Source organism: Limimaricola variabilis, from assembly GCF_014195545.1.
GTDB classification, from domain to species: domain Bacteria; phylum Pseudomonadota; class Alphaproteobacteria; order Rhodobacterales; family Rhodobacteraceae; genus Limimaricola; species Limimaricola variabilis.
Map to the genome: position 1 here is coordinate 1 of NZ_JACIBX010000012.1, position 20,635 is coordinate 20,635.

23 protein-coding genes are annotated in these 20,635 nt (G+C 68.4%); 14 read left to right on the forward strand and 9 right to left on the reverse strand.

Annotated features, from left to right (window positions below; all coding sequences use genetic code 11):
- The 3 genes from FHS00_RS13850 to FHS00_RS13860 all read left to right on the forward strand — a co-directional run.
- Window positions 1-135: NAD(P)(+) transhydrogenase (Re/Si-specific) subunit beta (locus FHS00_RS13850; RefSeq protein WP_183474684.1), on the forward strand; the 135-nt coding region annotated here is incomplete at its 5' end.
- 84 nt (window positions 136-219) lie between these two features.
- The gene (locus FHS00_RS13855; RefSeq protein WP_246391344.1) at window positions 220-1,131 is read left to right on the forward strand and encodes a DMT family transporter; all 912 of its coding nucleotides are present in this window, start codon (window positions 220-222) and stop codon (window positions 1,129-1,131) included.
- A 40-nt stretch (window positions 1,132-1,171) separates the two neighbouring features.
- Window positions 1,172-1,528, forward strand: coding sequence for a VOC family protein (locus tag FHS00_RS13860; protein ID WP_183474685.1), 357 nt, complete (start codon window positions 1,172-1,174; stop codon window positions 1,526-1,528).
- 50 nt (window positions 1,529-1,578) lie between these two features.
- Here the strand turns inward: FHS00_RS13860 and FHS00_RS13865 are convergent, their stop codons facing one another.
- The gene (locus FHS00_RS13865) at window positions 1,579-2,127 is read right to left on the reverse strand and encodes a pseudouridine synthase (RefSeq protein WP_221188850.1); all 549 of its coding nucleotides are present in this window, start codon (window positions 2,125-2,127) and stop codon (window positions 1,579-1,581) included.
- A 286-nt stretch (window positions 2,128-2,413) separates the two neighbouring features.
- Here FHS00_RS13865 and FHS00_RS13870 point away from each other — a divergent pair, with 286 nt between their 5' ends.
- The gene (locus FHS00_RS13870) at window positions 2,414-3,583 is read left to right on the forward strand and encodes a type III PLP-dependent enzyme (RefSeq protein ID WP_183474686.1); all 1,170 of its coding nucleotides are present in this window, start codon (window positions 2,414-2,416) and stop codon (window positions 3,581-3,583) included.
- Window positions 3,584-3,662: 79 nt separating this feature from the next.
- Here FHS00_RS13870 and FHS00_RS13875 read toward each other — a convergent pair whose 3' ends face one another.
- A complete protein-coding gene (locus tag FHS00_RS13875) occupies window positions 3,663-4,667 on the reverse strand; it encodes an LLM class flavin-dependent oxidoreductase (RefSeq protein WP_183474687.1) in 1,005 nt (334 codons plus the stop codon).
- 182 nt (window positions 4,668-4,849) lie between these two features.
- Between FHS00_RS13875 and FHS00_RS13880 the strand changes: the two genes are divergently transcribed.
- The 3 genes from FHS00_RS13880 (at window position 4,850) to FHS00_RS13890 (ending at window position 8,236) form a co-directional block, all read left to right on the forward strand.
- Window positions 4,850-6,121: a DUF3422 family protein gene (locus FHS00_RS13880; RefSeq protein ID WP_183474688.1), complete on the forward strand. Its 1,272-nt coding sequence runs from the start codon at window positions 4,850-4,852 to the stop codon at window positions 6,119-6,121.
- Between the two features lie 61 nt (window positions 6,122-6,182).
- A complete protein-coding gene (locus tag FHS00_RS13885) occupies window positions 6,183-6,986 on the forward strand; it encodes a glycosyl transferase (protein WP_183474689.1) in 804 nt (267 codons plus the stop codon).
- 86 nt (window positions 6,987-7,072) lie between these two features.
- The gene (locus tag FHS00_RS13890) at window positions 7,073-8,236 is read left to right on the forward strand and encodes a M20 aminoacylase family protein (protein WP_183474690.1); all 1,164 of its coding nucleotides are present in this window, start codon (window positions 7,073-7,075) and stop codon (window positions 8,234-8,236) included.
- 2 nt (window positions 8,237-8,238) lie between these two features.
- Here FHS00_RS13890 and FHS00_RS13895 read toward each other — a convergent pair whose 3' ends face one another.
- The 4 genes from FHS00_RS13895 to moaA are packed head-to-tail and all read right to left on the reverse strand — an operon-like array spanning window position 8,239 to window position 12,102.
- Window positions 8,239-8,853, reverse strand: a complete 615-nt coding sequence (locus FHS00_RS13895) for a glycosyltransferase family 29 protein (protein WP_183474691.1) — start codon at window positions 8,851-8,853, stop codon at window positions 8,239-8,241.
- Complete coding sequence (locus tag FHS00_RS13900) at window positions 8,850-9,833, reverse strand: polysaccharide pyruvyl transferase family protein (protein ID WP_183474692.1); 984 nt, start codon at window positions 9,831-9,833, stop codon at window positions 8,850-8,852. The genes FHS00_RS13895 and FHS00_RS13900 overlap by 4 nt, the downstream gene beginning before the upstream one ends.
- Window positions 9,830-11,101, reverse strand: coding sequence for a 3-deoxy-D-manno-octulosonic acid transferase (locus FHS00_RS13905; protein WP_183474693.1), 1,272 nt, complete (start codon window positions 11,099-11,101; stop codon window positions 9,830-9,832). The genes FHS00_RS13900 and FHS00_RS13905 overlap by 4 nt, the downstream gene beginning before the upstream one ends.
- Complete coding sequence (gene moaA / locus FHS00_RS13910; protein WP_183474776.1) at window positions 11,098-12,102, reverse strand: GTP 3',8-cyclase MoaA; 1,005 nt, start codon at window positions 12,100-12,102, stop codon at window positions 11,098-11,100. The genes FHS00_RS13905 and moaA overlap by 4 nt, the downstream gene beginning before the upstream one ends.
- A gap of 108 nt (window positions 12,103-12,210) precedes the next feature.
- Here moaA and FHS00_RS13915 point away from each other — a divergent pair, with 108 nt between their 5' ends.
- The gene (locus tag FHS00_RS13915) at window positions 12,211-12,708 is read left to right on the forward strand and encodes a D-galactarate dehydratase (RefSeq protein ID WP_183474694.1); all 498 of its coding nucleotides are present in this window, start codon (window positions 12,211-12,213) and stop codon (window positions 12,706-12,708) included.
- A 68-nt stretch (window positions 12,709-12,776) separates the two neighbouring features.
- On the opposite strand, the gene glmS is transcribed toward FHS00_RS13915, so the two are convergent.
- Window positions 12,777-14,597, reverse strand: coding sequence for a glutamine--fructose-6-phosphate transaminase (isomerizing) (glmS, locus tag FHS00_RS13920; RefSeq protein WP_183474695.1), 1,821 nt, complete (start codon window positions 14,595-14,597; stop codon window positions 12,777-12,779).
- 1 nt (window position 14,598) lies between these two features.
- Window positions 14,599-15,951, reverse strand: a complete 1,353-nt coding sequence (gene glmU / locus FHS00_RS13925) for a bifunctional UDP-N-acetylglucosamine diphosphorylase/glucosamine-1-phosphate N-acetyltransferase GlmU (RefSeq protein ID WP_183474696.1) — start codon at window positions 15,949-15,951, stop codon at window positions 14,599-14,601.
- Between the two features lie 114 nt (window positions 15,952-16,065).
- Between glmU and FHS00_RS13930 the strand changes: the two genes are divergently transcribed.
- Window positions 16,066-16,725 carry an HAD-IA family hydrolase gene (locus FHS00_RS13930; RefSeq protein WP_183474697.1) on the forward strand — a complete coding sequence of 220 codons (660 nt, stop codon included), beginning with the start codon at window positions 16,066-16,068 and terminating at the stop codon, window positions 16,723-16,725.
- Window positions 16,726-16,759: 34 nt separating this feature from the next.
- Here FHS00_RS13930 and FHS00_RS13935 read toward each other — a convergent pair whose 3' ends face one another.
- On the reverse strand, window positions 16,760-17,227 hold the full coding sequence (locus FHS00_RS13935) for a CreA family protein (RefSeq protein ID WP_183474698.1): 468 nt from the start codon (window positions 17,225-17,227) through the stop codon (window positions 16,760-16,762).
- A gap of 92 nt (window positions 17,228-17,319) precedes the next feature.
- Here FHS00_RS13935 and FHS00_RS13940 point away from each other — a divergent pair, with 92 nt between their 5' ends.
- The 5 genes from FHS00_RS13940 to FHS00_RS13960 all read left to right on the forward strand — a co-directional run bounded on the left by FHS00_RS13940 (window position 17,320) and on the right by FHS00_RS13960 (window position 20,634).
- Window positions 17,320-17,733 carry a DUF1622 domain-containing protein gene (locus FHS00_RS13940; protein ID WP_183474699.1) on the forward strand — a complete coding sequence of 138 codons (414 nt, stop codon included), beginning with the start codon at window positions 17,320-17,322 and terminating at the stop codon, window positions 17,731-17,733.
- Window positions 17,734-17,843: 110 nt separating this feature from the next.
- Entirely contained in the window at window positions 17,844-18,209 is a 366-nt protein-coding gene (locus FHS00_RS13945) for an NADH-quinone oxidoreductase subunit A (protein ID WP_183474700.1), read from the forward strand.
- Window positions 18,209-18,733 (forward strand): NuoB/complex I 20 kDa subunit family protein, encoded by a 525-nt coding sequence (locus tag FHS00_RS13950; RefSeq protein ID WP_183474777.1) that lies wholly within the window; start codon window positions 18,209-18,211, stop codon window positions 18,731-18,733. The genes FHS00_RS13945 and FHS00_RS13950 overlap by 1 nt, the downstream gene beginning before the upstream one ends.
- A 53-nt stretch (window positions 18,734-18,786) precedes the next feature.
- Window positions 18,787-19,404 (forward strand): NADH-quinone oxidoreductase subunit C, encoded by a 618-nt coding sequence (locus tag FHS00_RS13955; RefSeq protein WP_183474701.1) that lies wholly within the window; start codon window positions 18,787-18,789, stop codon window positions 19,402-19,404.
- 3 nt (window positions 19,405-19,407) lie between these two features.
- A complete protein-coding gene (locus FHS00_RS13960) occupies window positions 19,408-20,634 on the forward strand; it encodes an NADH-quinone oxidoreductase subunit D (protein ID WP_183474702.1) in 1,227 nt (408 codons plus the stop codon).
- Window position 20,635: the final 1 nt, after the last annotated feature.

The window sequence follows — 20,635 nt, forward strand, 5'->3', positions numbered from 1 at the left end:
GTCTTCGTCTCCAAGCGCGGCCAGGGCACCGGCTACTCCGGCATCGAAAACCCCCTCTTCTTCAAGGACAACACACGCATGTTCTACGGCGACGCCAAGAAATCGCTCGACGAACTGCTGGCCAAGATCGCCTGATCCCGGCCCGGATCACAGGAAGGCCCCGCCCCGCGCGGGGCCTTTTGCGTTGCAGGGGTGCACGCTCTGGGCGAGTGTCGCCGCATGACGAATAGCCCTTTGCACGGCATCGGCCTGCGGCTGCTCGCGGCGTTCCTCATCACCGCGATGTCGGCGATGGTGGCGGTGGCGACGCGCGAGGTCGGGCTCGGCCAGATCGTGTTCTGGCGCTCGGCCGTGGCGCTGGTCCCGATCTGCGCCTACATGGCGCTGTGCCGCGAGTTTCCCGCCGCCATCGCCACCCGCCGCCCCGGCCTGCACCTGACGCGCAGCCTGTTCGGGGCGCTGTCGATGGCGCTGTCCTTCGTCTCGCTCGCCTACCTGCCGGTCGCCAATGCGCAGGCGCTGGGATACCTCGCCCCGGTGCTGACCTTGCCGCTGGCGGCGCTCCTGCTCGGCGAGCGGATCGGGCCGATGGTCTGGGGCGCTGCCTGCCTCGGCTTTGCCGGAGTCATAGCGATGCTCGGCGCGGCGCTCGAGGCGCCGGGGCAGGGCGCGTTGATCGGCGTCGCGGCAGGGCTGGGCTACGCCGTGACGATGGCCTTCGTGCGGGTGCATATCAAGTCGATGACAGTGAGCGAGCGCCCGTCGACCATCGCTTTCTGGTTTGCCGCCGTCTCGGCGCTGGCGGGGTTGGCGACGCTGCCCTTCGGCTGGGAGATGCCTTCGACACAGATGCTGCCCTGGCTGATCGGCGCGGGGCTGACCGGCGGGCTGGCGCATGTCGCGGCGACCGAGGCGGTGGCCCGGGCGCCGGTTGGCGTGCTGGCGCCGTTCGATTTCACCGGGCTGGTCTGGGCGCTCGGCTTCGACGCGGTGCTGTTCGGCGTGATGCCGGATGGGCTTGGCCTCATGGGCGTGGCGGCGATTACCGGGGCGGCCCTGATGGTAACCTTTGCCACCTGGAAGCCGGGGCGGCCGGAGCGACCGGGGCGAAGCCGGACGCCGACCCGCTGAGGATGTGCTAGGCTTCCCGGGGCGGAAAGGGAGCGAGACGATGGAAAAGGTGACCGGTATCGGCGGCGTGTTCTTTCGGGCCCGGGACCCGGAGGCGCTCGCGAAATGGTATCTCGACCATCTGGGCATCGAGGGTCCGGGGCCTTCGATCTGGCGGCAGGAAGCCGGGCCCACCGTGTTGATGCCCTTCGCGCAGGAGACGGACTATTTCGGCCGGTCCGAGCAGCAATGGATGATCAATTTCCGTGTCGCCGATCTCGACGCGATGGTGGCGCAGCTCGACGCGGCGGGCATCGCGGTCGAGCGCCGCGACGAATGGGACAGCGAGATAGGCCGCTTTGCGCGTATCCACGACCCCGAAGGCAACCCGATCGAGCTGTGGCAGCCGGCGAGCTAAGCCCTTCATCGCATCCCGCACAGGCGGGCCGCCGTTCGGCCCTACACGGCTCAGGCGTCGATCTCGCGCCATTCTCCCGGCGCCAGCCCGTCGAGCGCCCAGTCGCCGATGCGCCAGCGCACGAGCCGCAGCGTCGGGAAGCCGGCAGCGGCGGTCATGCGGCGGACCTGGCGGTTGCGCCCCTCGCGGATGGCGATCTCGATCCAGGCGTCGGGCACCGATTTGCGAAACCGCACCGGCGGGTCGCGCTCCCACAGGGCGGGTGGCGCGATCAGCCGAGCGCGGGCGGGCTTTGTCGGCCCGTCCTTGAGCGTCAGGCCGCGCCGGAGCGGTTCGAGATCGGCCTCGGTCGGCGCGCCCTCGACCTGCACGAGATAGGTCTTCTCCATCTTGTGCTTCGGGTCGGAGATCCGCGCCTGCAGCCGCCCGTCATCGGTGAGCAGCAGCAGCCCCTCGCTATCGCGATCCAGCCGTCCGGCGGGATAGATGCCGGGCCGGTCGATGAAGTCTGACAGCGTGGCGCGTGGGCTCGGGCTCTTGGCATCGGTGAACTGCGACAGCACGTTCATCGGCTTGTTGAACAGGACGAGGCGCGGCATGGCAGATCTCCGGATACGTGCGGCCTCCCTAGGACGGGAGGGGGCGGAAAGAAAACCGGGCTGGGAAAAATACCCCCTCGGGTCGGAATTCGCTCTTGATCCGACTCGGCGTTTATCCCAAATGCCCCCGCAAGACGCCAACGCACGCGCCTCTGGCCACGCCTGGACGCAAGCCTCCCCACGGGGGGCCTACGCACAGACCCAGCACGCGTTTATGCAGCGACGGTAACGTCTCCCTTGGAACCGCCGGCCTTTCGGGGCTCCCGTCAGTCTATCGGAGATGCACATGACTGCATATGTCGCGGGCGCCAGCGCCCCCTCCTTCGCCGTTGCCAATCGCCTCGAAGCCTATGCCGCGACCGCCGAATTCGACCGGCCGACGCTGGTGATCGACGTCAACCGCGTGGAGACCCAGTTCGAGGCGCTGAAAGCTGGCCTCGGCCGCGCCGACATCCACTACGCGGTGAAGGCCAACCCGCATCCCGCCATCATCGAGCGGCTGGTGCAGCTCGGCTCGCATTTCGACGCCGCCTCGCGCGCCGAGATCGAACTGTGCCTGAGCCAGGGCGCGCGGCCCGAGCATGTCTCCTTCGGCAACACCATCAAGCGCGTCTCCGACATCGCCTTCGCCTATGGCGCCGGCATCCGCATGTTCGCGGTCGATGCCGAGGAAGAGCTGGAGAAGATCGCCGAGCACGCACCGGGCGCGCAGGTCTATGTCCGCCTGATCGTCGAGACGTCTTCGGCCGACTGGCCGCTGACTCGCAAGTTCGGCTGCGACCGCGACACCGCGCTCAAGCTGCTCGACCGGGCGACCGAGCTGGGTCTCGAGCCGCTGGGCTTCTCGTTCCATGTCGGATCGCAGACCCGTCATGCCGAGATGTGGGTGCCGGTCCTCGACGAGCTGTCGCGCATCTGGACCGCCGCGCAGGAGGCCGGCCACCGGCTGCAGCTTCTGAACATCGGCGGTGGTTTCCCGGCCTTCTACGGCGAGGAAATCCAGGCGCCGACGGAATATGCCGCCGCGGTGATGGCGCTCGTGGAAGCGCGTTTCCCGGGAGCCCAGCGCATCATGGCCGAACCCGGCCGCGGCATGGTGGCCGAGGCGGGGGTGATCGCCTGCGAGGTGATGCTGACCTCGCGCAAGTCGGACCGGGACCTGCACCGCTGGGTCTATCTGTCGATCGGCCGCTTCTCCGGCCTGGCAGAGACCGAGGGCGAGGCGATCCGCTACCAGTTCGTGACCCCGCATGACGGCGAGGCCACCGGGCCTTGCATCCTCGCCGGTCCGTCCTGTGACAGCGCCGACGTGCTCTACGAGAAGCGCCCGATGAACCTGCCGCTCGGCCTCAAATCGGGCGACCGGGTGCTGATCCGCAACACCGGGGCCTACACCTCGACCTATTCCTCGGTCTGCTTCAATGGCTTCCCGCCGCTGGACGTGGTCATCCTCTGAGAGATACCGGGCGGCGCTGCCGCCCGGTTGACGACCCACGGGGCTGCATTCCCGAACAGGTCTCCGCCCGCCATGGCCCTCAGGCCATGGCGGGCGTTTTCATGTCGGAGAGCACCTCGGCGCCGATCTCGAAGCTGCGCTTGCGTGCCTCAGGGTCGAACATCATGCCGGTGAGCATCAGCTCGTCCGGCCGATAGCGCTCGATGATCTCGCGCAGCTGCCGACGGACCGTGTCCCGGCTGCCGGTGGCCGAGACCGAAAGCGCCGCTTCGGCACCGGGAATGGCGCTGGCCGGAACGTGGTCGGCGACGTTCTCGACCGGGCGGGAGAGGCGGCCCGGCGTCCCGGTCCTGAGCCGCGCGAAGGACAGGATCTGCGAGGAGCGGTAATAACGCGCCTCTTCGTCCGTATCGGCGGCGTGCAGGCCGGCGGCCATCATGAAATAGGGCTTCTCCAGCCGCTCCGACGGGCGGAACCCCTCGCGATAGGCCTGAATCGCGGCCTCCAGCATCTGCGGCGCGAAATGGCTGGCAAAGGCGTAGGGCAGGCCGAGATAGGCGGCGAGCTGCGCTCCGAAGGTCGAGGAGCCGAGGATCCATACCGGCAGATGCGAGCCCATGCCCGGCACCGCGCGGACCGGGCCTTGGCCCGCGTCGTCGTCAAGGTAGCCCATCAGCTCGACCACGTCCTGCGGGAAGGCGTCCGCCGACTGGTGGTAGCGGCGCAGCGCCTGCGCCGTCGCCCCGTCGGTGCCGGGCGCGCGGCCCAGCCCGAGGTCGATCCGGCCCGGGTGCAGCGCGTCGAGCGTGCCGAACTGCTCGGCCACGATCAGCGGCGCGTGGTTGGGCAGCATGATGCCGCCCGCGCCCACGCGAATGGTCGAGGTGGCCTGCGCGACATGGCCGATCACCACCGCGGTCGCGGCCGAGGCGATGCCGGGCATGTTGTGATGCTCGGCCAGCCAGTAGCGGTGATAGCCCAGCGCCTCGGCGTGGCGGGCAAGGTCGGCGGCATGGGCCAAAGCCTGCGCCGGCGTCTCGTCTTCGGTCACCGGGGCGAGATCGAGTAGGGAAAACTTCTGCATGTCATGGCTCCTGCGTCGATGCTGATATGGGCGCGTGACGGCGCGGCGAAAACCGCCCCGCATGCACAACCCGGACGCGGTATGCGAACGCATGCGCCAAGCCGCTGTTCATGCGACCTTTTCCCCTGTTTACAGTGCCGTCGCGCCCGGCCATCCTCCCCCGACGTCAAGCCGGAGCCACCATGACCCTCGCCGACCACCCGCTGCGCCAGGAACTGGCGAACGAGCTGCACGCCCGGCCCTTTCCCAGCCTCGGCGCGCCGGGGCAGGCGGCCTTTCTCGCTATTGGCCCGGCCGAGGGACAACCGCGCGACACCGAGGCCGAACGCGCGCATCTGCTGGCGCTCTTGGATTGGTTCGGCGCGCCGCATCCGCAGCCCGGCGCCACCCATTGGTCCGGGCAGATCGGCCGGCACCGGCTGAAATGGGAAAGCCATACCGAGTTCGTCAGCTACATGATCCTGAGCGACGGCCCCTCCGAGCCGCCGTTCCGCGAGGGGCTGTCGGGCTTTCCCTCCGACTGGCTGGCACGCGCGCCGGGCCGCCGCCTGACCTCGGCGCTGGTCCGGGTGGAGCTCGCGGCGGGCGAGGAGGAGATCGCCCGGCGGGCGGAGGCGTGGTTCGTGGCCGAGAGCATGGCGATGGCGCGGGTGCTCGACGACCAGCTGATCGTCGCCGGCGATTTCCGGATAGATTCGGCCGGGCACATGCGCTTCGCGGTCTTTGCCCGGCCCGGCACGGGCGAGCGACGGATCGGCCGAGTCGTGCAGCGGCTCTGCGAGATCGAGACCTACAAGACCATGGCGATGCTCGGCCTCGCGCAGGCGCGCGGCATGGGTGGGCGGATCGGTGCGCTGGAAACCCGGCTGTCGGATCTGGTGGCGGAGATGGCGGGCGGGCCGGGGGATCCGGCCGAGACGCTTGCGGTGCTGCTCGAGGTGTCGGCCGAGCTCGAGAAGCTGCGCGCGCAGTCGGGCTTCCGCAGCGGCGCGACGCGGGCCTACGAGACACTGGTGAACCAGCGCATCAGTGTGCTGCGCGAGTCGCGCTTCGGCGGGCGGCAGACCTTTGCGGAGTTCATGATGCGACGTTTCGACCCGGCGATGCGCACGGTCGAATCGACCGACCGACGCCTCGCCGTGATGTCGGAGCGGGCAGCGCGGGCGGGCGATCTGCTGCGCACGCGGGTCGATGTCGAACGCTCCGCCCAGAACCAGGCGCTGCTGGCCTCGATGGACCGCCGCGCCGATGCGCAGCTCAGACTGCAGCACACGGTCGAGGGGCTCAGCGTGGTGGCGATCAGCTACTACGCGGTGAGCCTCGCCACCTACCTGCTGGCGCCGCTGGCCTATCCCATGGGGCTCGACAAGACGGCGCTGACCGCGGCGCTGGTGCTGCCGGTCGTGGCGATGGTGGCGCTGATGCTCCGCCGGATCCGCCGCGGCCTGCACTGACCCGGCTGGCCGCCATGGGCTTGCCACGCTAGACAGGCGCGGCAATTGATGGGGGCGAGCGATGATCAAGCAGGTGATCTGCATCAACTGGGGCACCAAATACGGCGCGCCCTTCATCAACCGGCTCTACGGCATGGTGGCACGTAACATCACGCCGCCCTTCAGCTTCACCTGCTTCACCGACAACCGCGAGGGCATCCGCCCCGAGGTGGATTGCCAGGACCTGCCGCCGATCGACGTGGAGATGCCGAAGAACTCCAAGGGCATCTGGCCCAAGTCGCGGCTCTGGGGACCGAGGCTGGGAGACCTGACCGGTCCGGTGCTGTTTCTCGATCTCGACCTCGTCATCACCGGCTCGCTCGACGACTTCTTCACCTATGGCGATCCGCAGGACGTGATCCTGTCGCGCAACCCGAACACGCCGCTCGAAAAGCTGGGCCAGACCTCGGTGTTTCGCTTTCCGGTGGGCGGGCTCCTGCCGCTGCAGGAACGGTTCCGCGCAGATCCGCAAGGCATCGCCGACGAGTACCGCTTCGAGCAGCGCTTCGTGACCCGCAACGCGCCGGGCGGGGCCAAGCTCTTTCCCAACGCCTGGGTCCGGCATTTCCGCATGCATTGCCGCCGGCCGTTCCCCCTCAACTACGTGGCCGCCCCCAAGCTGCCGCGCGACGCGCGCATCGTGATCTTTCCCGGCGGGCTGCATCCCAGCCACGCCATCGACGGGCATTACCCACCCTATGCGCCCGACAGCGCCGGCGAGCATCTGCGTGGCCTGTTCTCGGAGGTGCGGCAGGACAAGCCGCTGCGCTACCTGCGGCACTACATCCGTCCCGCACCCTGGGTGGCAGAGCACTGGCGCGCCTGACCGCGCGGCAGCGCCGGCATCGGCTTGCACAGCGCGCCGCTTGGGCGCAGTCTCGGGCCGCACCCGATAGGCCCGAAGGACGCATCATGCCGATCAAGAACCGCTTCGCCGAGCTTCTTCCCGAAATCACCGCCTGGCGGCGCGACCTGCACGAGAACCCCGAGATCCTCTACGAGACGCACCGCACCTCGGGGATCGTGGCGGAAAAGCTGCGCGCCTTCGGCTGCGACGACGTGGCCGAGGGGCTGGGTCGGACAGGCGTGGTCGGCGTGATCAGAGGCCGCTCGACCGCGTCGGGCAAGGTGATCGGGCTCAGGGCAGACATGGATGCCCTGCCGATCCACGAGCAGACCGGCCGCGACTATGCGTCTAAGACGCCCGGCGCGATGCATGCCTGCGGCCATGACGGGCACACCGCGATGCTGCTGGGCGCGGCGAAGTACCTCGCCGAAACCCGCAATTTCAACGGCACTGTCGTGGTGATCTTCCAGCCCGCCGAGGAGGGCGGCGGCGGTGGCCGCGAGATGTGCGCCGACGGGCTGATGGAGCGCTTCGGCATCCAGGAGGTCTATGGCATGCACAACTGGCCTGGCATCCCGCTCGGGCAGTTCGCGATCCGGCCCGGCGCCTTCTTCGCCTCGACCGACCAGTTCGAGATCACCGTCGAAGGCCGGGGCGGCCATGCGGCCAAGCCGCACGAAACGGTGGATTCGACGCTCGTCGCCTCGCATATCGTGCTGGCGCTGCAGTCGATCGCGAGCCGCAACGCCGATCCGACCGAGCAGATGGTGGTGTCGGTGACCTCCTTCGAGACATCGTCCAAGGCGTTCAACGTGATCGCCCAGCGGGTGCAGATGAAGGGCACGGTCCGCACCATGTCGCCCGAGCTGCGCAAGCTGGGACAGGAGCGGCTGACGGCCATCGCCGAGACCACGGCGCGGGCCTATGGGGCCGAGGCCAAGGTGAACTACATCAAGGGCTACCCGGTGATGATCAACCATCCCGACGAGACCGAGTTCGCGGCCGAGGTCGCGCGTGAGATCTCGGGCGACTGTGCCGAGGCGCCGTTGGTGATGGGGGGCGAGGATTTCGCCTACATGCTCGAAGAGCGGCCCGGCGCCTACATTCTCGTCGGCAACGGCGACACGGCCTCGGTGCACCATCCGGAATACGACTTCTCCGACGAGGCGATCCCGGCGGGATGTTCGTGGTGGGCCGGCGTCGTCGAACGCCGGATGCCGGCGGCCTGACCTCAGGCCAGGGTGAAACGCGGGTCGTCGGCGATCAGCGCCGCGACCCGATCCCGCTCGGCCGCGAAATCATGCGGGACATCGGCGGCACCACGCCCGCCCGAGAGCGATTTCGAGGCGAAGAAGTCGAAGCCATACAGCCGCGCCTGCGCCAGCTCTGAGCGCGCAAGTAGGTCGATGGCGAGCATGCCGGTGGTCGGCCGCGCGCCCAAGGCAGCCCTGAGCGCGTCGGCACGCGCGGCGGGCAGCATCGCAAAGCCCGACGCACGCGCCACGCGCCAAGGCATGCGCTTGCGCTTGGGGGTCATCCACAGCAGCAATTCGGGGTCGCGCGCGGCGATCACCTCGTCCGGGACCGGGATCGACATGGCGAGCCAGTCGGTGCGGCGACCATGCGAGGCGGGCTCGGGCATCGGCGCGGCGTTGAGCCGGATCACGATGTCGGCTGCGTCGATCTCGGCGCCTTGCACCTTCTCTGCCAGCGAACGTGCATTCCCGACCAGCGCCACGCGCCGTCCCGCGAGCCGCTCCAGCAGACCGGTCTCTGGCAGTCCCAGCCGTGACAGCCGAGCCTCGTCGCCCCGCCGCTTGGCGATCTCGAACACCAGCCGGTTCATGCCGCCCCCCGCGCCAGCGCCGCGATATCGGCATAGAGGGCCTCGGCATCGCGCGCGGCTCTGTCGCGAAACGCGCGGATCCGCTCGAGCTCGCCCGCATTGAAGGGCCGATCGTTCGTGTCGAGATGGTCGGGTGGGACCAGCCGCTCCGTCCCCAGTCCCGCATCCGACAGCAACCGCTCGATCTTGGAGGCGTTGGAGCCGAGCGCAAGAAAGGGCGTCTCGGTCAGCATCGAGAGGCAGACCGCGTGGAAGCGACCGGTGAGATGCAGACGCGATCGGGCGATGCGGTCGAGATAGGCAAACTCGTTCGCGGGCATCTCGAGGCGCGGCAATCCGAACCCGCCATACCATGCGGCCGCCAATGCTGCGCGCACCGCGCCGTTGCGCCAGATCGGCGCGGCGAGCGTCTTGGTCGGGACGAGAACAGCGTCGGGACAATCCTTCGCCACCCGTCCCAGCGCCCTGCGGGGCCCCGGTTTCACGCTGTCGCCGATCATCACGCCGTGGCGCTCGGCCGCGGTGACTTCGGCGGGGGCCGAGAGCGACAGATCGGGCAACCAGCGCACGTCGCGGCGGGTGACTTGGGCCATCGCCTCGGCGCTGACGCTGTCGCGCGCGGCGACGAGGTCGAAGCGGGCCAGCGGGCGGGACCAGTCCTCGGGATTGTCCTGCCACAACGCATTGACCAGAACGAGCGGCGTCGTACCGCGCGCCTCGTGCATCGCCACGTCGAGCAGCCGGGCACCGAGAGGCCGACCGTGATGCAGCGTCCCCTCACCGTTGACGACGATGACGTCCGCCTCGCGCATGGCCGTCAGGAACGCCTCGTCCCGGGCCCAATCGTGTCGGGCCGGGCTGCGGGCCGTGACCGTCAGGCCGTGCCGCTGCAGCCCTTCGATCAGCAGCCGCATCACCCGCGAACAGCCATGGTGATAACGGGTCGAGGTGTCGTTGAGGATCACGGCGTTCAGGGTCACCTCGTGCCTCCGTTCGGGGTCGTGGCGTCCATCAGCCCGATCAAGGCGGCGAGGGTTCGTGGTCGGGCCTGACCGCGATCGGCCATGACCCGGCCCGCGGCGGTCCGCATCTCGTCGAGCGCCGGGCTGCCGAGCAGCGTCGCGACCGCGTCGCCCAGCGCCTCGCCATCCGCGACCATGCGCGCCGCCCCCGCCGCGTCGAGCGCGGCATGGGCCTCGGCGGCGTTGGCGACATGCGGGCCGTGCAGCAGGGCTGCGCCCAGCACTGCCGGCTCCCAAGGGTTGTGGCCGCCTTGCGGACCGAAGGAGCCGCCGAGAAACACCAAAGGGGCAATCCGGAAGATCGCACCTGTCTCGCCCAGCCGGTCAACCAGCCAGACCTCGGCCTCGCCGGGTCTATCGCCTCGCGCGACCTCCAACCCGGTCGCCGCAAGGGCGCGCGCCACCGCGTCGGCCCGGTCGGGATGCCGCGGCGCGAGGATCAGCCGCAGGCCGCCATGGCGCTTCCGGGCCGCGAGATGCGCGGCGATGACCGGGCCCTCATCCTCGCCATGGGTCGAAACGGCGGCCCAGCGGGGGGCAGGCCCGAGATCGCTTCGAAGCGCGGTGAGCCGGTCGGGATCGGCGGGCAGGGGGGCTGCGGCGGCCTTGAGGTCGCCGGGGGCAAGGACGCGTGCGGCGGGCAGCCCCAACGCCACGATCTCGTCGCGCACGGCCGGCGTCTGCGCGGTCACGAGGTCGAACACCTGCAACAAGGCCGCCGTGCTCTTTGGCGCACGACTGCGCGAGCGCGACGGGCGCGCGTTGAGCAAAGCGAGCGGAATCCGGCGGCGCTCGGTCTCAGCGAGCAGGCGGGGCCAGAGGTCGCCTTCAACGAAGCAGGCGAGGTCCGGGGTCCAGTGGTCGAGGAAACGCCGCGTCGACCGCGCCGTGTCGAGCGGCTGGTACTGGTGCAGCACGCCGTCGATCCGCCGCGCCCGCACGCCCCCCGTGGTCGTCGTCGTGGTCATCAAGACCGTGTAGCCCCGGGCCTGCAGATCATGCGCCAGATCGGCCACGGAGGCGACCTCCCCCACGGAGGCCGCGTTGATCCAGACCAGCCGTCCTTCGGGACGGGGCAGGGTAGCTTTGCCAAGGCGTTCGGCCAACCGGGCCGGGGCAGACGACTGACCGCGATGCACGCGACGCGCCAGCGCAATCTCGGCGAGACGGGGAAGGGCGCGGGATCCCCCGAGCCACAGCCTGAGCGGCCAAGGCGCAGCGGTCATCCGCCGGTATGGCTCATGTGGCGGCTGACCCGGCCCTCGACGGTCTGGCGCGAATAGTCGAAATCATGGCCCTTGGGCTTGAGCGCGATCGCATCGCGGATCGCCGCTTCGAGGGCGGGATCGCCTTCGCTGGCCCGGAGCGGACCGCGCAGGTCGGAATGTCCCTCCTGCCCGAGGCAGGTATAGATCTCGCCGGTGCAGGTGATCCTGACCCGGTTGCAGCTTTCGCAGAAATTGTGGCTCATCGGTGTGATGAAGCCCACCCTCTGGCGCGTCTCGCCCAGCCGCACGTAGCGCGCCGGACCACCGGTCCGATCGGGCAGGTCGTGCAACGTGTAGCGGGTGCCGAGCGTGTCGCGCAGTTCGCGCAGGTTCCAGTACTGACCGATCCGATCCTCGTTGCCGATATCGCCCATCGGCATGACCTCGATGAAGGTCAGGTCCATGCCGCGCGCGGCGCAGAACTCGGTGAGGGTGAAGAGCTCGTCCTCGTTGAAGCCCTTGAGCGCGACGGTGTTGATCTTGACCTTGATCCCGGCAGCAAGCGCCGCGTCGATGCCCTCGAGCACCTGCGGCAGCCGGCCCCAGCGGGTGACACGGGCGAACTTGGCCTCGTCGAGCGTATCGAGCGAGACGTTCACCCGCCGCACCCCGGCGGCAAAAAGCTCCTCGGCATACTTGCCCAGCTGGCTGCCATTGGTGGTCAGCGTCAGCTCCTTGAGCGCCCCGCTGTCGAGATGGCGCGTCATGGAGCGGAAGAACTGCATGATGTTGCGGCGCACCAGCGGTTCCCCGCCGGTGATGCGCAGCTTCTCCACACCGAGGCGCACGAAGGCCGAGCAGAGCCGGTCGAGCTCTTCCAGCGTCAGCAGATCGGCCTTGGGCAGGAACTGCATCTTCTCGGACATGCAGTAGACACAACGGAAATCGCAGCGATCCGTCACCGAGACGCGCAGGTATCGGATGGCCCGCGCGAAGGGGTCGATCAGGGGCGCCGTCAGGGCGTGGTCGGAGACTGCTGTCATGTCGGGAAACTAGGCGGGGGCCGGTATGAAAGCAAGCGGGCGAGCCGCACTTGCCGGTGAGGGGCGGGCCGCTATCCTTGGCGCATGACACGCCTCATCATCCCCTCCGCCCTCACCGCGCTTGGCCTGCTCTCGGCCTGCGCCGAGCTGCAACAGGCTGCCGCCCCGGCCGAGGCGCCTTCGGTGACCGCGCCGGCCCCGGCCGCCCAGCCAGCACCCACCGCCGCGCCGGCGCCACCTCCGCCGCCCGCTGGCGGGGCCAGCGCCGAGGCGCTCGACACCACCACGGCCGAGCAGCGCGCCGCGGCGACTGCTACCCCCGAACCCGCGGCCGAAAGGCGGCTCGGCACCACCATCGCCTCGCTCGGCGCGCCAACCGATCCGGGACTGTGGATCGAGACCCCGCTGGTGAGCAGCGTGACCCAGGGCCGCGTCGAGGCGGCGAACGGGAAATCGGTGAAGCTCGAGCTGCGCCCCTCGGGCGGGGCCGCCGGATCGGGCAGCGAAATCAGCCTGCCGGCGATGCGGCTGCTCGAAGTGCCGCTGACCTCGCTGCCGGAACTGACGGTCTACAGCGGCTGAACACTGGCGACGTGCGATGCCGCATTAGTGAGAATGGAAAAGGGGGCCGTTGCGGCCCCCTCTGCATGTCACTCGACGGTGACGGATTTGGCGAGGTTGCGTGGCTGGTCCACGTCGGTGCCCTTGGCCACGGCGGTGTGGTAGGCCAGAAGCTGCGCCGGCAGCGCGTAGAGGATCGGTGCCCAGAGCGGATCGATCTCGGGCAGGGTGATGACCTCCCAGGCACCCTCGGCCGCGACCTGCGCACCCTTGGCGTCGGTGATCAGCAGCACCTTGCCGCCGCGCGCCATGACCTCCTGCATGTTCGACACGGTCTTGTCGAACAGCTCGTCATGCGGCGCCATGACGATCACCGGCACATGCTCGTCGACGAGCGCGATCGGGCCGTGCTTCAGCTCGCCAGACGCATAAGCTTCGGCGTGGATGTAGCTGATTTCCTTAAGTTTCAGCGCGCCTTCCAGCGCGAGCGGGAACATCCGGCCACGCCCGAGGAACAGGATGTCGCGTGCCTCGGAGAGCCCCCGCGCGACACGCTGGCACTCCGCTTCGATGCTCAGCCCCTGCTCGATCAGGGCCGGCAGTTCACGCAGGCCGCGGACATGCGCCGCCAGTTCGGCCGCATCGAGCGTGCCCCGCTGCCGCGCTGCCTCGAGTGCCAGCATGCCCAGAACCAGAAGCTGGCAGGTGAAGGCCTTGGTCGATGCGACGCCGATCTCGGCGCCCGCGAGGATCGGCAGCGCGATGTCGCTGTCGCGCGCGATCGAGCTTTCGGTGACGTTGACCACCGACAGGATGCTGTCGGCCTGTCCCCTGGCGTAGCGCAGCGCCGCCAGCGTGTCGGCGGTCTCGCCCGACTGGCTGACGAACAGCGCGGCAGAGCGCGCCGGGATCGGCGGCTCGCGGTAACGGAACTCCGAGGCGACGTCGATTTCCACGGGAAGCTTTGCTACCTGCTCGAACCAGTATTTCGCGACGTTGCAGGCGTAGAAGGCGGTGCCACAGGCGACCAGCGTCAGCCGGTCGATCGCGGTGAAGTCGATTCCCGGCTCGGGCAGGGTGATGCCGCCCTCCGGGGTCAGGTAGTGCCGCAGCGCCTCGGCCAGCACGCGGGGCTGCTCGGCGATCTCCTTGGACATGAAGTGCTTGTGACCGGCCTTGTCGACCTGCGCGGCCGCCTGCGCGATCCGCTTTTCCGGACGCGTGACCTGGCGGCCCTGCGCGTCGAAGATCACTGCGCCCGCGCGCGTCACCTCGGCCCGGTCGCCTTCCTCGAGATAGGTGATCCGGTCGGTGAGGTTGCCGAGCGCGATCGCGTCCGAGCCCACGAACATCTCGCCTTCGCCATGGCCCACCGCCAGCGGGCTGCCCTTGCGCGCGGCGATCAGCAGGTCGGGCTCGTCCTCGAAGAGGAAGCACAGCGCGTAGGCCCCGGTCAGCCGGGCGATGGTCGCCTCTGTCGCGGCGCGGGGCGTCATCTGCCGGTCGAGGAAGAGCTGGCACAGCAGCGCCACCGTTTCGGTGTCGGTGTCGGTGCGGGTCTCGATCCCTTCGACCGCCAGTTCGGCGCGCAGTTCGCGGAAGTTCTCGATGATGCCGTTATGGACCACCGCCACGCGCGGCCCGGCATGCGGATGGGCGTTGGCCTCGGTCGGCGCGCCATGGGTGGCCCAGCGGGTGTGGCCGATCCCGGCAAACCCACGCAGGGGCTCGCGGACCAGCTTGTCTGACAGATTCACCAGCTTGCCCACGGCGCGGCGGCGGTCGAGTTGGCCCTCATGCACAGTGGCGATGCCGGCGCTGTCATAGCCACGATATTCGAGCCGACCCAGCGCCTCGACCAGGATGGGCGCAACCTCGTGGCTGCCCAGAACGCCTACGATTCCGCACATTTCATTCGCCTTTCGACTTGGCGGCCTTGGCGGCGCGCAGTTTTTCGAAGAACCGGGTGGCGAAACCCGGCTTGTTGGTCTGCTTGGCACGCCCCACGGCCATGTCGCCCGCCGGCACGTTATGGGTCACCACCGTGCCGGTGGCGGTCATCGCGCCGTCGCCCAGCGTCACCGGCGCCACCAGCATGGTGTTCGAGCCGATGAAGGCGTCGCGTCCGATGGTGGTGCGGTGCTTGAACACGCCGTCGTAATTGCAGGTAATGGTGCCGGCGCCGATATTGGTGCCGGCACCGATATCCGCGTCGCCGAGATAGGTCAGGTGATTGACCTTGGCGCCGGTGCCGACCTGCGCGTTCTTGATCTCGACGAAGTTGCCGACATGGACGTCCTCGGCCAGCTCGGCGCCGGGACGCAGCCGGGCAAAGGGGCCGACGGTGGCACCGCGCGAGACGTGGCATCCCTCGAGATGCGAGAACGCGCGGATCTTGGCGCCGCTCTCGATCGTGACATTCGGGCCAAACACGACATTGGGCTCGATCACCGTATCGCGGCCGACCACCGTGTCGCGGGCGAAGGTGACGGTTTCGGGGGCGAGAAGGGTGACACCGTCCTCCATGGCCTCAAGGCGGCGACGCGACTGAAACGCCGCCTCGGCGGCGGCCAGCTCGGCACGGGTGTTGATGCCCAGCGTTTCGGCCTCGTCGCAACGTACGACTTCGGCGGTGAGCCCGGCTTCGCGCGCCAGCCCGACGATGTCGGTCAGGTAGTACTCGCCCGAGGCGTTGTCGTTGGTCACCCGGTCGAGCAGGGAGAACAGCGTCTCGCGATCCGCGGCGATCACGCCGGAATTGCACAGGGTGATGGCGCGGGTGGCGTCATCGGCGTCCTTGAACTCGACGATCCGCTCGAGCCTGTCGCCTTGCGTGACGAGCCGGCCATAGCGGCCCGGATCGGCCGCCTCGAAGCCAAGCACCACCACATCGGCGCGGCCCCGCGCGGCGAGCATCGCCTCGAGCGTTTCGGGCCGGATGAAGGGCGTGTCGCCATAGAGCACGATCGCGTCGCCGGAGAAGCCGTCCAGCGCGGCGCGGGCCTGCATCACGGCGTGGCCGGTGCCATCCTGGGTTTCCTGGCGGACCGTCACGATGCCCTCGTCGAAGTCGGTCGCGGCGCGCTCGACCGCTTCGGCGCCATGCCCCGCCACCACGATCAACCGCGACGGCTCGAGCGCCATGCCCGCCGCCATCGCATGATGGAGAAGCGGCGACTGGCCGATCTCGTGCAGGACCTTCGGCAGGTCCGAGTTCATCCGCGTGCCCCGGCCCGCGGCCAGGACGATCAATGCCGTGCCCATCACTGCCCCTCTTGTTGCTTGCGCCGTGTTCTACTAGCCGCAACTCTAGGCACAAGCCCGGGGCCGTTCCCGGCCGATCAATTCAGCCTACGCATCGTTACAGGAGAGCCGTTCATGCGCGCCGTGATCTTCGACCTCGACGGGACGCTGGCCGAGACCAGCGGCGACCTGATCGCTGCCGCGAACCGCTGCTTTTCGGATTTGGGGCTCGGCCCGCTGCTCGATCCCCGCGAGGACGCCGCCACCGCGATGCATGGCGCGCGTGCCATGCTGCGGCTCGGCCTCAGCCGGGTGGGCGAGGTCGAAGAGGCCGAGGTCGACCGGCAGTATCCGCGACTGCTCGCCTATTACGAGGAGGAGATCGACCGCCATTCGACGCTGTTTCCCGGCGCGGTGGAGGCGATCGCGGAGCTCAAGCGGCTCGGCCACCCGGTCGCGATCTGCACCAACAAGCCCGAGGCGCTGGCCGAGAAGCTGATGATCCGGCTCGGGGTGCGCGACCATTTCGTCTGCCTCGTCGGTGCCGATACGCTGGCGATACGCAAGCCGGATCCCGAATGCCTGCGGGAGACGGTGCGGCGCGCGGGCGGGGACCCGGCACATTGCGTTCTGGTTGGCGATACCGAGACCGATCGGATCACCGCCCGTGCCGCCGGCGTGCCCTCGATCCTGGTGAAGTTCGGCCCCAATGGTCATCGCACCGCCGATTTGCATCCCGAGGCGCTGATCGGTCATTACGACGAGCTGGTAGCAGCGGTTCAGGCCTTGGACTGAGCCCTAGCCTCAAGTGGCCAGGAAATAGGGCACGTTACTGCGCGGCCCCGGTGTCGTAGAGCGGGATGGTCGAAAGCGACATCTTGGCCGAGCCCTGGGTGAGTTCGCTGCCATGGGCGAGATAGATCAGCACTTGGTTCGTCTCGTCGTAGATTCGCGTGATCCTGAGGGATTTCAGAATGATCGAGCGGCTCTCGCGGAACACGGATTCGCCATCGCGCGAGCGATCGATGTCGCCCAGCGTGATCGGTCCGGTCTGGCGGCAGTCGATCGAGGCGTTTGAAGGATCCTCGAACCAGTTTCCCTGGCTCAGCCGATCGATCACCGAGCGTTCGAAATAGGCTATGTGGCAGGTCACGCCCTCGACCTTGGGGTCGGGGATCGCCTCGACGATCACGTCGTTGCCGACCCAGTCGACCCCGACCTTGCCGACCACCTCGGCGGAGACGGAAAGGGGAAGAAGGGCGAGGGCGGCGGCCGCGAGGCGAGTGATGCGTGTCATGCGCGGCCAACGCCGGTGCGGAGCCCCGGTTCCCCCGCTTGACCGGTCGGCGCCCCGAGACAGTATCCGGGTGACAGGCGAAAGGGGGCCGTATGGGGTCGATCTGGGAATTCGGGGCCGAGGAGGGCGTTCTGCACGCGCATCTCGGCTGGTTGGTCGCCGGGCTCGAATGGGTCGCGGCGCTGATCGATCTCTTTGCCATCGCGCTCCTCTTGGTGGGGGCGGCGCGCTTCGTGGCCGGGGTGATCCGGGCCGAGACGCGGCGCGACGACGCGGCGCGGGTGCGCGGCACCAATCTGGAGCGGATCGAGCTGGGCCGCTACATCCTCGCAGGGCTGGAGCTGTTCATCGTCTCGGACATCATCCACACCGCGCTGAGCCTCGCTTTCGCGGATCTGGTGTTTCTGGGGCTGCTGGTGATCATCCGCTCGCTGATCTCGTTCTTCCTCGATCGCGAACTGGAACAGGTGAAGCACGAACTGCAGGGCGAGGGGGGATCGAACTGAAACGCGCGCATCGGACGCAGCTCGGGCGTGCCGGGCTCGGTTGACCCTTGCGGGGCCGGGGTTTATGGATCGCGCAATCGACCGACAGCTCCCGCGCGAAAGGACCCGACGTGGAACTGCTTCTTGCGGAATACCTTCCCATCCTGATCTTCCTCGGCCTCGCGATCGGCCTGGGGCTGGTCTTCATTCTCGCCGCGGTGGTCTTTGCCGTGCGCCGGCCCGACCCCGAGAAGGTCTCGGCCTATGAATGCGGCTTCAACGCCTTCGACGACGCCCGGATGAAGTTCGACGTGCGGTTCTACCTCGTCTCGATCCTGTTCATCATCTTCGACCTCGAGGTGGCCTTCCTCTTCCCCTGGGCCGTGGCCTTCGGTGACGTGTCGATGATGGCCTTCTGGTCGATGATGGTGTTCCTCGGCGTGCTGACCATCGGCTTCGCCTACGAATGGAAGAAGGGAGCTCTCGAATGGGAGTGATGACCGGCGCCAACACTGCGGGTGCGGACCGTGAGGTCGCGACGCAGAACCTGAACCGCGAGCTGAGCGACAAGGGTTTCCTCGTCACCTCGACGGCGGACATGATCAACTGGGCGCGCACCGGCTCGCTGCATTGGATGACCTTCGGTCTGGCCTGCTGCGCGGTCGAGATGATGCACACCTCGATGCCGCGCTACGACCTCGAGCGTTTCGGCACCGCGCCGCGCGCCTCCCCGCGCCAGTCCGACCTGATGATCGTCGCCGGCACGCTGACCAACAAGATGGCGCCGGCGCTGCGCAAGGTCTACGACCAGATGCCCGAGCCGCGCTACGTGATCTCGATGGGCAGCTGCGCCAATGGCGGCGGCTACTACCATTACAGTTACTCGGTGGTGCGCGGCTGCGACCGGATCGTGCCCGTGGACGTCTACGTTCCCGGCTGCCCGCCGACCGCCGAGGCGCTGCTCTACGGAATCCTGCAGCTGCAGCGCAAGATCCGCCGCACCGGCACGATCGTCCGCTGAGGCCCCGGCGGGCCGGATCGGCCCGCCAAGACATCTTTTTCGGGGGAATCGCCATGAGCGAGGCACTGAACGACCTGGGCGCGCATCTCGAAGCCAAGCGCCCCGACTGCGTGACCGGCTGGGAGATCGCCTTCGGCGAACTCACCGTCACCGTCACGCCCGAGGCGATCCCCGGCTTCGTAGAATTGCTGAAGACCGACCCGACCTGCCGGTTCTCGACGCTCGTCGACATCACCGCCGTCGACTATCCGGGCCGCGAGAAGCGCTTCGACGTGGTCTATCACTTCCTGTCGATGTACCAGAACCAGCGCATCCGGCTTCGCGCCCAACTGCGCGAGGACGAGATGGTGCCCTCGATCATCGAGATCCACCCCTCGGCCAACTGGTTCGAGCGCGAGGTGTTCGACATGTTCGGCATCCTGTTCTCGGGCCATCCGGACCTGCGCCGCATCCTCACCGATTACGGCTTCCGCGGCTTCCCGCTGCGCAAGGACTTCCCGACCACGGGCTACACCGAGGTGCGCTTCGACGAGGTGCAGAAGCGGGTGGTCTACGAGCCGGTGAAGCTCGTGCAGGAATACCGTCAGTTCGATTTCATGAGCCCGTGGGAAGGCGCGCAATACGTGCTCCCGGGCGATGACAAGGCCGCCGACACCGGCGCGAAGGGGTAAGTCATGGACGGCTCAACCATCAACGCCCGCGGCTTCGAGGACACGAAGACCGGCGAGCAGAAGATCCGCAACTTCAACATCAACTTCGGCCCGCAGCACCCGGCGGCGCACGGCGTGCTGCGCCTGGTGCTCGAACTCGACGGCGAGATCGTCGAGCGTTGCGATCCGCATATCGGCCTGCTGCATCGCGGCACCGAGAAGCTGATGGAAAGCCGGACCTACCTGCAGAACCTGCCGTATTTCGACCGGCTCGACTACGTGGCGCCGATGAACCAGGAGCATGCCTGGTGTCTCGCCATCGAGCGGCTCACCGGCACCGAGGTGCCCCGTCGCGCTTCGCTGATCCGCGTTCTCTATTCCGAGATCGGTCGTATTCTGAACCACCTGCTCAATGTCACCACGCAGGCCATGGATGTCGGTGCGCTGACGCCGCCGCTGTGGGGCTTCGAAGAGCGCGAAAAGCTCATGGTGTTCTACGAGCGGGCCTCGGGCGCGCGCCTGCACGCGGCCTATTTCCGGCCCGGCGGCGTGCATCAGGACCTGCCGCCCGAGCTGATCGAGGACATCGACGCCTGGGCCGCGGGCTTCCCGGCCTTCCTCGACGACATCGACGGGCTGTTGACCGAGAACCGCATCTTCAAGCAGCGCAACGTCGACATCGCCGTGGTGAGCGAGCAGGAGGCCACCGATTGGGGCTTCTCCGGCGTCATGGTGCGAGGCTCTGGCCTCGCCTGGGACCTGCGCCGTGCCCAGCCCTACGAGTGCTATGACGAGTTCGATTTCCAGATCCCGGTCGGCAAGAATGGCGACTGCTTCGATCGCTACCTCGTGCGGATGGCCGAAATGCGCGAGTCGACCAAGATCATCCGCCAGGCCTGCGAGAAGCTGCGCAACGAGCCGGGCGACGTGCTGGCCCGCGGCAAGCTCACGCCGCCGAAGCGGTCGGACATGAAGACCTCGATGGAAGCGCTGATCCACCACTTCAAGCTCTACACCGAGGGCTTCCACGTGCCGGCAGGCGAGGTCTATGCCGCCGTCGAGGCGCCCAAGGGCGAGTTCGGCGTCTATCTCGTGGCCGACGGCTCCAACAAGCCCTACCGCGCCAAGCTGCGCGGCCCGGGCTACCTGCACCTGCAGGCAATGGACCACGTCGCCACCGGCCACCAGCTGGCCGACGTGGCCGCCATCATCGGCACCATGGACATCGTGTTCGGCGAAGTGGACCGCTGAG